Annotated in this window: 9 protein-coding genes; 4 read left to right on the top strand and 5 right to left on the bottom strand. The window is 68.9% G+C overall.

The window, feature by feature from the left end; genetic code table 11:
• Window positions 1–175: 175 nt before the first annotated feature.
• A complete protein-coding gene (locus tag QH290_RS35460) occupies window positions 176–592 on the bottom strand; it encodes a DoxX family protein (RefSeq protein ID WP_280387759.1) in 417 nt (138 codons plus the stop codon).
• Between the two features lie 139 nt (window positions 593–731).
• Window positions 732–1601, bottom strand: coding sequence for an AraC family transcriptional regulator (locus QH290_RS35455; RefSeq protein WP_280387757.1), 870 nt, complete (start codon window positions 1599–1601; stop codon window positions 732–734).
• Window positions 1602–1666: 65 nt separating this feature from the next.
• Here QH290_RS35455 and QH290_RS35450 point away from each other — a divergent pair, with 65 nt between their 5' ends.
• On the top strand, window positions 1667–2137 hold the full coding sequence (locus tag QH290_RS35450; protein ID WP_280387755.1) for a VOC family protein: 471 nt from the start codon (window positions 1667–1669) through the stop codon (window positions 2135–2137).
• Between the two features lie 17 nt (window positions 2138–2154).
• Here the strand turns inward: QH290_RS35450 and uvrB are convergent, their stop codons facing one another.
• Window positions 2155–4326, bottom strand: a complete 2172-nt coding sequence (uvrB, locus tag QH290_RS35445) for an excinuclease ABC subunit UvrB (RefSeq protein ID WP_280387753.1) — start codon at window positions 4324–4326, stop codon at window positions 2155–2157.
• A 694-nt stretch (window positions 4327–5020) separates the two neighbouring features.
• Here uvrB and QH290_RS35440 point away from each other — a divergent pair.
• Together QH290_RS35440 and QH290_RS35435 are read left to right on the top strand one after the other, a co-directional pair.
• On the top strand, window positions 5021–5704 hold the full coding sequence (locus tag QH290_RS35440; protein WP_280267214.1) for a DUF402 domain-containing protein: 684 nt from the start codon (window positions 5021–5023) through the stop codon (window positions 5702–5704).
• A 54-nt stretch (window positions 5705–5758) separates the two neighbouring features.
• Complete coding sequence (locus QH290_RS35435) at window positions 5759–6283, top strand: ribonuclease FAU-1 family protein (protein ID WP_280267215.1); 525 nt, start codon at window positions 5759–5761, stop codon at window positions 6281–6283.
• A 4-nt stretch (window positions 6284–6287) separates the two neighbouring features.
• Here QH290_RS35435 and coaE read toward each other — a convergent pair whose 3' ends face one another.
• A complete protein-coding gene (gene coaE / locus QH290_RS35430) occupies window positions 6288–7469 on the bottom strand; it encodes a dephospho-CoA kinase (RefSeq protein ID WP_280267216.1) in 1182 nt (393 codons plus the stop codon).
• A gap of 304 nt (window positions 7470–7773) precedes the next feature.
• Between coaE and QH290_RS35425 the strand changes: the two genes are divergently transcribed.
• Window positions 7774–7986: a hypothetical protein gene (locus QH290_RS35425; protein WP_280267217.1), complete on the top strand. Its 213-nt coding sequence runs from the start codon at window positions 7774–7776 to the stop codon at window positions 7984–7986.
• 15 nt (window positions 7987–8001) lie between these two features.
• On the opposite strand, the gene QH290_RS35420 is transcribed toward QH290_RS35425, so the two are convergent.
• Window positions 8002–9534 (bottom strand): phospholipase C, encoded by a 1533-nt coding sequence (locus QH290_RS35420; protein ID WP_280267218.1) that lies wholly within the window; start codon window positions 9532–9534, stop codon window positions 8002–8004.
• Window positions 9535–9739 lie beyond the last annotated feature (205 nt).

Genomic DNA, 9739 nt, shown 5'->3' with positions numbered 1-9739 from the left:
TGCCACTGGGATTTTCGTCACACCACCGATTTTCGCCCCACCACCCGCCCCGGGCCGTTCCGGCCCGGGCGCAGGTCGGAGGCGGTTGGTGAGATTTCACAATTGCGCCGCACCACCGCCGCCGATGGTTCCGCGGGAAATGCCGAGTATTGCCGCGAATACCTCCGGCCAGCCATCAGCCGAGGTTGAAAAGCGGGCCCGTGATCGTCAATCCGAGATCGGACACATGCGCAAAGAAGGCGAACAGCATCAAGGCCGCACCGGCCAGTGCGAGATCCTTGTTGAATTGGATCATCTCGGTCTGCTTCGCCTGGGCGTCGGATTCCTTCCAGAACGGATGCATCAGCACCGCGGTCGGCACCAGGAACACCAGCAGCAACAGCGCGCCGAGATCCGCCCACACACCGAGCAGGATGCTCAGCGCGCCCAGCACCTGCAGCACGCCCGAACCGACCACCGCCGGTTTCGCGGCGGGCACGCCCTTGCTCTCGGCATAGGGCACCATCGCGTCCGGCTGGGTGAGGTGCCCGAACGCCGAACCGAGGAACAACACGACGAACAGGATCCGTCCGATCAACACCACAACATCCATGGCCAACTCCTCTGATCGTCGGCAGGCCGGCGGTACCCGGCAATGTCTCACCCTGTGAGAATACCGAGGTCCGGGGGTATTTCGCAGCGCCATTCCGACGAACTCGGGCAGGACGGCCGACTCCGCCGCAACCGAGCGGTCAAGACGCAGCGGAGGTACGCGCGTACTCCAGCGGCGCCATCCCGACCTCCCGGGCGAACTCGCGGGAGAAATGCGCCTGGTCGAAGTAGCCGAGGTCGATCGCCAGGGCCGACAGGTCGTCGATGCGGCCGTCGGCCAGCAGTTGGGCGCCGTCCTGCAGGCGGAAGCGGCGCAGCACCCATTTCGGTCCGGCACCGACATACCGGCGGAACAGGCGCTGCAGGGTGCGGATCGGCACCTCGAAGCGCTCGGTTACCTGGTCGACCCGGGTCAGGTCGCGGTCGGATTCCATCGCGGCCACGATGCGCAGCACCGAGCGGTACGACTCGTCGGCGGGAGCATGCGCCGCGGCCTCGGTGAAGAAATCCTCGACGATGTCACGGCGGCCCGCGAGGGTGGGTTCGGACAGGACCTTCTCGCTCAGCCCCACGGCGTCGGGTAGCACCCCGGTGAGTTCGACCGACGTATCCCGGAAGGCGCCCACATCGAGACCGGTGAAGGCACCGAAGCCGCCGACCCGGAACTTCAGGGCGAACGTCTCCCCCTCCCCGGCCAGTTCGCGGGTGAACTTGCTGGTGCACACGCCGGTGACCCAGCCGCCGCAGCGGGTGTGGCTGCGCTCGAAGGTGACGTTGACGCACGGGAACGGCAGCACCTCGGCCACGTACGGCGGGCGGCCGCGCAGATCCCAGCGCGCCGACCAGTACCACTCGACGAACCGCGACATCTCCGGTCCGGCGGGCAGGCGCTCCAGGGTGCGGTGCCGCGCCTGCTCGCGCGGATGCAGGATGCCCTTGGCGACCTCCGGCGGCGGCACCGGGATCAGTTCCGGCGCAAGGCTTTCCGGCCCCTCGGCGATGGCGCCCATCAGCGGCCGCCGCGCTGTCGCGTTCTTACAAGACCCCCGGCCCGCGACCGGCGAGAGTGGTGGCCATGACGAACACAGTGAATCCCATCGCCGAGGGCTACCACTCCATCACCTGCTTCCTGGCCGTCCCCGACGGCAACAAGGCCATCGAGTTCTACACCGCCGTCTTCGGCGCGGAGGTGCTCAGCCGCAACGACATGCCCGACGGGCAGCCGGCGCACGCGGAGCTGCGGATCGGCGACTCGACCATCCAGGTCGGCATGCCGGTGCCCGAGCACGGGGTGCAGGCGCCGAACGGCGAATGGGTGCACACCAGCATCGTGCACTACTGCCCCGACGTGGACGCGGTGGTCGAGCGGGCCCGCGAGCACGGCGCGCGCAGCGCCGACGACCCGCAGACCTTCGTCACCGGCGACCGCTACGGCGCGATCAACGACCCCTTCGGCCACCGCTGGGTGTGCATGACCCGCGTCGAGGAGGTGTCGCGCGAGGAGGCCGAGCGCCGCGTGAACGAGTGGCTCGCCACGCCGAGCTGAGTGACTGTCCACGCCGCTCATTTCAGTCCCGCGGCGTCCATCCCGCGCAGTTCCTTCTTCAGGTCGGCGATCTCGTCGCGGAGGCGCCCCGCCAGCTCGAACTGCAATTCGCGGGCGGCGTTCATCATCTGGTCGGTCAGCTCCTTGACCAGGTCGGCGAGTTCGGCGCGCGGCATGTTCTCGATGTCGCGGCCCTCGTAGACGCCCGCGCTGACGGCGCGCCCGGGCTCGCCCTGGGCGCGCCGCCCGCGGCTGGCATTGCGGCCGGAGCCGCCGACCTCGACCTCGGTCTCGTCGGCCTCCTTGTAGACCTGATCGAGGATGTCGGCGATCTTCTTGCGCAGCGCCCGGGGCTCGATCCCCTTCTCCTCGTTGTAGGCGATCTGCTTGGCGCGGCGGCGCTCGGTCTCCTCGATCGCCTGCTGCATCGAGTCGGTGATCTTGTCGGCGTACATGTGCACCTCGCCGGAGACGTTGCGGGCGGCACGGCCGATGGTCTGGATGAGGCTGGTAGAGCTGCGCAGGAAGCCCTCCTTGTCGGCGTCGAGGATGGCGACCAGCGACACCTCGGGCAGGTCCAGGCCCTCGCGCAGCAGGTTGATGCCGACCAGCACGTCGTACTCGCCCAGCCGCAGCTGCCGCAGCAGCTCGACCCGGCGCAGCGTATCGATCTCCGAGTGCAGATACCGCACCCGCACGCCGAGCCCGAGCAGATAGTCGGTGAGGTCCTCGGCCATCTTCTTGGTGAGAGTCGTGACCAGGACGCGCTCGTCGCGTTCGGTGCGCGCGCGGATCTCGCCGACCAGGTCGTCGATCTGGCCCTTGGTCGGCTTCACGACCACCTTCGGGTCGACCAGGCCGGTCGGGCGGATGACCTGCTCGACGAACTCGCCGCCGGTCTGACCCAGCTCGTACGGGCCGGGGGTGGCCGACATGTAGATGGTCTGCCCGATGCGGTCGGCGAACTCCTCCCAGGTCAGCGGCCGGTTGTCGACCGCCGACGGCAGCCGGAAGCCGTACTCGACCAGGTTGCGCTTGCGCGACATATCGCCCTCGAACATGCCGCCGATCTGCGGGACGGTCACGTGCGACTCGTCGATGATGAGCAGGAAATCCTCGGGGAAGTAGTCGAGCAGCGTGGCCGGAGCCGACCCGGCCGGGCGGCCGTCGATGTGCCGCGAATAGTTCTCGATGCCGGAGCAGAACCCGACCTGGCGGATCATCTCGAGGTCGTACTGGGTGCGCATGCGCAGCCGCTGCGCCTCGAGCAGCTTGCCCTGGCGCTCCAGCTCGGCCAGGCGCTGCTCCAGCTCGGTCTCGATATCGCCGACGGCCCGCTCCATCCGCTCGGCGCCCGCGATGTAGTGGGTGGCGGGGAAGATGCGCAGCTTGTCGACCTTGCGCACCACGTCGCCCGTCAGCGGGTGCAGGTAGTACAGCTCCTCGATCTCGTCGCCGAAGAATTCGATGCGGACCGCGAGCTCCTCGTAGGAGGGGATGATCTCGACCGTGTCGCCGCGCACGCGGAACGAGCCGCGGGTGAAGGCCATGTCGTTGCGGGTGTACTGCACGTCGACCAGCAGGCGCAGCAGCCTGTCGCGCTCGACCTCGGCGCCGACCTCCAGCGGGATGGAGCGGTCCAGGTACGACTGCGGCGTGCCGAGGCCGTAGATGCACGACACCGACGCCACCACCACCACGTCGCGCCGCGACAGCAGGCTCTGCGTGGCCGAGTGCCGCAGGCGCTCGACGTCGTCGTTGATCGAGCTGTCCTTCTCGATGTAGGTATCGGTCTGCGCGATGTACGCCTCGGGCTGGTAGTAGTCGTAGTACGAGACGAAGTACTCGACGGCGTTGTTGGGCAGCATCTCCCGCAACTCGTTGGCCAGCTGCGCGGCGAGCGTCTTGTTCGGCGCCATCATCAGCGTCGGGCGCTGCATCTTCTCGATGAGCCATGCCGCCGTCGCCGACTTGCCGGTACCCGTTGCGCCCAGCAGCACCACGTCCCGCTCACCGGCCGTGAGCCGGTGTTCCAGCTCGGCGATCGCGGTCGGCTGGTCGCCCGCGGGCTCGTGCTCGCTCACCACCTCGAACCGGCCGTCGGCCCGCTCGATCTCACCGATGGGCCGGAACTCCGAATGCGCCAGCGGTGTATTCCCCTCGGCGGGGACTTCGGTTGCGAAAGCCATGCCAACCAGCCTAGGACGAGCCACCGACAACAAACAGCGGAGCGGGCCGTCCAGCGCGACACGCCCGGGAAGCGCACAGCTGCCATATGGAATGGATCACAGCCACCCCGACCGCCGCGCGGTCCGTGCGCGCCGCGCCGACGGAGCAGCAACCGCCGGGGCACATTCCCGGCCCCTCGGCCCGCCGGGCCCGCTCCCGCCCGGCTCCGGCCCCCGGCGACCGCGCCCACGAGACCCCGGACCCGCTGCCCGGCAACCGAACCTGCCCGACGCAGCGCACGGTGGCGCGGGCCGCGCGACCGAAAGCCCGCCGAGATAGCGATTTCCCTGGGCCGTGAGCGGGGATTTGATGGAACGCAGCACAATTCGCTACTCCCGGGCCGGTGGCGACCGCCCCGGCAGCACGGCCGCGGACACCGCATCCGGCGCGCGCGGGGTCGGGTATCCGGCCGCCCGGCGGCATCCGGCGAGCAGCCCGCGGCACCGTTAGCCAGCCCCGGCCGCCATCGCCGTATCCGGCCTCGATCGACCGCGCCGCAGCCGCCGCGGATTGTCCGAATTGTCCGGCGCTGCAAGGATATTCGCAATATGCAGCAAATAGTTGACATGACATTATTCACCAGTGCTGGTTCGTCTACCTGCGGTTGCCCGGGTGTAATCTGATCCGGTCCAAGACGTCGAGAGGACGGGTGTCATGGCCGTTTTGCCTGCACTACGCGTCACCCGGCCCGCGGTCACCGAGACCGCGGAGCCGACCGTGCGCGGCTCGCGCACCACACGTGACGGATCCATCGAGCACGACGGAGTCGCAGCCATTCAGACGAGCAACAGCAAGCCCGATCCGCACCCCGGCGCCACCCCCAACGGATCGGTCCCCGCACACCGGCCCCGCATCGAGTACTTCGACCTCGCCGATCTCACCCTCACCGACCCGCGCGGCTTCGTCCACCCGGTCGAGCGCTATCACACCGAGCCCTGGGGCCTGTACCTGATGCGCTCGGCCGATACGCCGCCGAACCGCTACACCGAGGCGTGGCTGCTGCCGAAGCTGGCGATCCGCGTCGGCATGCAGCACGTCAACGCCGCCCACGACCGCGACCCGCACTTCCACATCCGCCTCGGCGAGTACGCGCGCATCGCGCCGAAGCGGTGGACGGCGCACGACCACTACATCGACCTGGTCGCCCGCAACGGCCGCCCCATCGAGATGCACGGCGTCGCGGATCTGCTCGCCGCCCACGCCGCCCACTGCATCGACGACGAGCAGGCGCAGCACATCATCGAGCGCGCCAACACCGTCGTGGCCGGGATCGCCGCCCACGACCACAGCGTCGAGCGCTGGCTGCGGTCGTACGGCATCACACTCACCTGGTTGTGATCGGCGCGGCCGGACGGCGCCCCTGGCCGCGGGATCCTGGGTAGATTTCGGTACATGACCCAGGCGCATGCGGTGGAACTGCATCGGCCCAAGGTCGAGTACTTCGATCTGGCCGAACTGACCAATACCGACCCGAAGGGGTTCGTCCGGCCGGTCGAGCGGTATCACGTCGAGCCCTGGGGCCTGTACATGGCCCGCACCGCCGACCATCGCGAGTTCCACTATCTGGAGTCCTGGCTGCTGCCGAACCTGTCGATCCGCGCGACGGTGTTCCACTTCAACCCGGCACACCGCCGCGATCAGGATTTCTACCTCGACATCGGCGAGTTCCGCGCGGTCACGCCCGAGCGATGGACGTCCGTCGATCACTACCTCGACATCGTGGTGCGCACCGGCCGCGGCGCCGAACTGCTCGATATCGACGAGTTGCTCGCCGCTCACGGCGCGGGCTACCTGGACCTCGCCGAGAGCCAGCGCGCCATCGCCGCCGCCACCACGGCGATCGACGGCATCGCCAGCCACGGGCACGATTTCGAGCGCTGGCTGCGCTCGCTGGGCCTGGAGTTGAGCTGGCGGTGAGCGGCTACGACCGGTCCGCGACCACGCGCGGGTAGATCTCGTCGAACCAGGGCGTCTTCACGTCGAGGTAGGCCTGGATCGCGGGCTCGCCGGTCAGGCCCGACGCGGCGGCCTCGGCCTTGCGCTTGACGGCCAGGTACTCCTCGCGCGCTGCCGGATCGGCGCGCAGCCAGTCCCGGAAGGCCAAGGCCCACTGCTGATTCGGCCACCCGTCGACCCGCAGGTGGATATTCGCCGCCCGGCCCGGATCGGCGTTGACGTGAACTCGCTTGCCCCACTTCGCCGGATCGGTGCCGGGTTTCGGATCGTCGGCCGTGTAGGCGTCGATGCGCGGAAATCCCGCCGCCTCCAACGCCTCTCGGAGCCCGTCGGCGGCCGCGAGGTCCGCGACGGTGATCTGGATGTCGAGAACGTCCTTGGCCGCGAGCCCCGGCACGGAGGTCGAGCCGATGTGATCGATGCGCCGCGCCTGCGCCCCGCACACGACGGCCAGCCGGGCGATGAGCCGCTGCGCCTGCTCCGACCAGGTCGGGTCCGGACCCACCAGCTGCACCTCGCCGCGCGGGGCCCGCACGCGGTCGCGCAGGTTGCGCTCGAACGGCACCAGCCGGTGCTCCCACAGCGCGTCCACCTGCCGCTCGAGCTCGTCCGGTCCGCCGCCGTTGTCCAGCAGCACGTCGGCGGCGGCCCGGCGCTGCTCGTCGGTGGCCTGTGCCTTGATCCGGGCCAGCGCGTCCTCCCGGGAGATGTCGCGGAACCGCTCGAGCCGGTGCACGCGGGTCTCGACATCGGCCGTCACGACGACCACGAGGTTCATCACGGCCCCGAGGCCGTTCTCCACGAGCAGCGGAATGTCCTGCACGACAACCGCGTCCGCGGGCGCGGCGGCGAACAGCTCGCCGGTGCGCCGGCCCACCAGCGGGTGCACGATGCCGTTGAGAGTCGCGCGGGCCTCGTCGTCGGCGAATGCGCGCGCGGCCAGGGCCGGGCGATCCAGGCTGCCGTCGGCGGCGAGGATGCCGGATCCGAACGCCTCGACCAGCGCGGCCAGCCCCTCGGTGCCGGGCGCCACCACCTCCCGTGCGATCACATCGCTGTCGATCAGCACGGCGCCCCGCTCGACCAACAGCCGCGCCGCCGTGGACTTACCCGCTCCCATGCCTCCGGTGAGACCGATACGCAACATTCGACCAGTTTCGCATCTCCGTCCCGGCGTGCCCGCCCGTGGTCGGGCGTCCAACGGCCGAAGCGCTCAGCTCCGCTGTTTACCCACCGCACCCCTATTTCTCACACCGCCGTCGGCAATTTACTCATTCCGTGATGGCGGCGATATCAATTCGCAACTTTTTCCGGCCGATCCAGACCTGGAGTCGGCAACTTTCCGACACGCCGGGACTAAAGTCGCGCAAAATACGCTGCCCCACACTTTTGTTCCGCTAATGTTTCGCCGCAGGCGATCCAGGCCGCATCAAGCAAGCAAAGGAACACCATTGGGCACGAGAAACATCCAGACGGGTCGCCACCGGCTGGGCACGCCAGGCACGGTGCACTGCATCGAGATCCCCGAGGTAGCACGCGCACTGGCCGAGTTTCGCCGCCCGTGGCTCACCGCCCTGATCAGCCCGGCCCGCCACAGCCTGGCCGCCATCCGCAAGCGCACGGCGGACGCTGCGGCGCAGTGGGTTCCGGCCACCGCCGGTTAGAGTTCTCGCGCCCGCCTACACGATCAGGCCGCTGGGCCGTCGCCTCGTCCCCGGATCCTGCACCGGCATGCTGTTGGGCGGCACCGGATACGGCGCCCCCTGCCCCGCGGTACCCAGCGCGATATTCGGCCCGCATTGCGCCAATGCGGCATCGACACGGGATTTCGGATCCGTGATGCGCGGCGGCGCCGCATCGGGCCCCGCGGCGAAATCGAATACCGTTGTCATATCGCCGGTGACACCGCGCCGCCAGTCCGTCAGATTCGGCACCTCGACACCGAAACGCCGTTCCAGCAAACGCAATTGCGAGGTGTGGTCGAAGGTGTCCGAACACACCAGTCCGCCCCGCGAATACGGCGAGACGACCCAGCACGGCACCCGGTAGCCCAGCCCGATCGGGCCGGTGATGCCCTTGGCGGCGGGCAGCCGGTTCAGGTCGACGGTGAGGAACTCCCCCGGCGTTCCCGGCGGCGGCGTAGGCGGCGTGACGTGATCGAAGAACCCGCCGTTCTCGTCGTACATGACGATCAGCGCCGTCTTCTCCCACACCGCCGGATTCGAGGTCAGGATGTCGAGCACCTGCATGATGCCGACCGCGCCCAGGGCCGGCGGCAGCGCGGGATGCTCGCAGTTGACCAGCGGCGGAATCACCCACGACACCGCGGGCAGGCGATTCGCCGCGACATCGGCGGCGAAGTCCTGTGGGTAGATCGGCGCCTTACCGCGTTGCGCCAGTTCGGAATTCGGGTCGGCGGCCTGCTTGAAGCAGCCCATCATGCCGTCGAGGATCACCGAGGAGATCGGGCCGACATCGCGATTGTTGTAGATCTTCCAGCTGACCCCGGCCTCGGAGAGGTTCTCCGGGTAGGTGCGCCAGCTGTAGGCATTCTGCGGGATCAGCGGCGGCGTCTCGATCAGCGGGCCACCCGCCGCGCCGTCGGGATCGATGGTGGCCGAGACCCAGTACAGCCGATTCGGGTCGGTCGGGCCCAGTACCGAACAGTGGTAGGCGTCGCAGAGGGTGAACGCATCCGCCAGCTCGTGATGCACCGGAATGTCCTCGCGGGTGTAGTAACCCATTGCGGCAGCGGCGTTTCCGGCACCGACGCTCGCGATCGACATGGGCATCCAGCCGTCGTTGCGCCCGCCGTTCCACGCCTCGTGCATGCCCGCCCAGCTGTGGTCGGGATCGTTGACGCATTCGCCGTCGAGTGTCGCGCCCCGGGTGGTGTCGAGGCGGAACGGCAGCTGGTAGCCGTCGGGGGTCGGCCCGATGCCGGGCTCGTAACCGTACTGCTGCCAGGCGGGCGACGGATCACCGAAACCCCGCACCCCCGACATGGTTCCGAAGTAGTGGTCGAAGGACCGGTTCTCCTGCATCAGCAGGACGAAATGCTCGATATCGCCGAGCCCGCCCATCCCGGCCGGGTCGGCGGCATGCGCCCGCTCGATGATCGGGCTCGCCCACGACGCCAGCGCCCCCACGCCTCCGGCGGCCATCGCCTTCGCGAGGAACTCGCGCCGATTGATGCCGTCGAAGAGACCCATGCTGTGTCGACCTTTCCGCCGAGCCCGGACTACTACCAAGTCTGAAAAGGAACAGTTTCAAGAACCTCGCTGAGGATAGCCCACCCGCGGTCACGCACCGGTAGCGCGCCGGACAACACAGCGAAGGGCCCCGTCCCCCCGGGCCGGGGCCGGCAACACCACCCCGAAATAATACCGCATGCCGGCCAGCGTATCAACCCGCCCG

It is taken from the genome of Nocardia wallacei (genome assembly GCF_029869545.1).
GTDB classification, from domain to species: Bacteria; Actinomycetota; Actinomycetes; order Mycobacteriales; family Mycobacteriaceae; genus Nocardia; species Nocardia wallacei_A.
The sequence above is the reverse complement of the archived record's forward strand: the minus strand, read 5'-3'. Positions and strand labels throughout refer to the sequence as shown.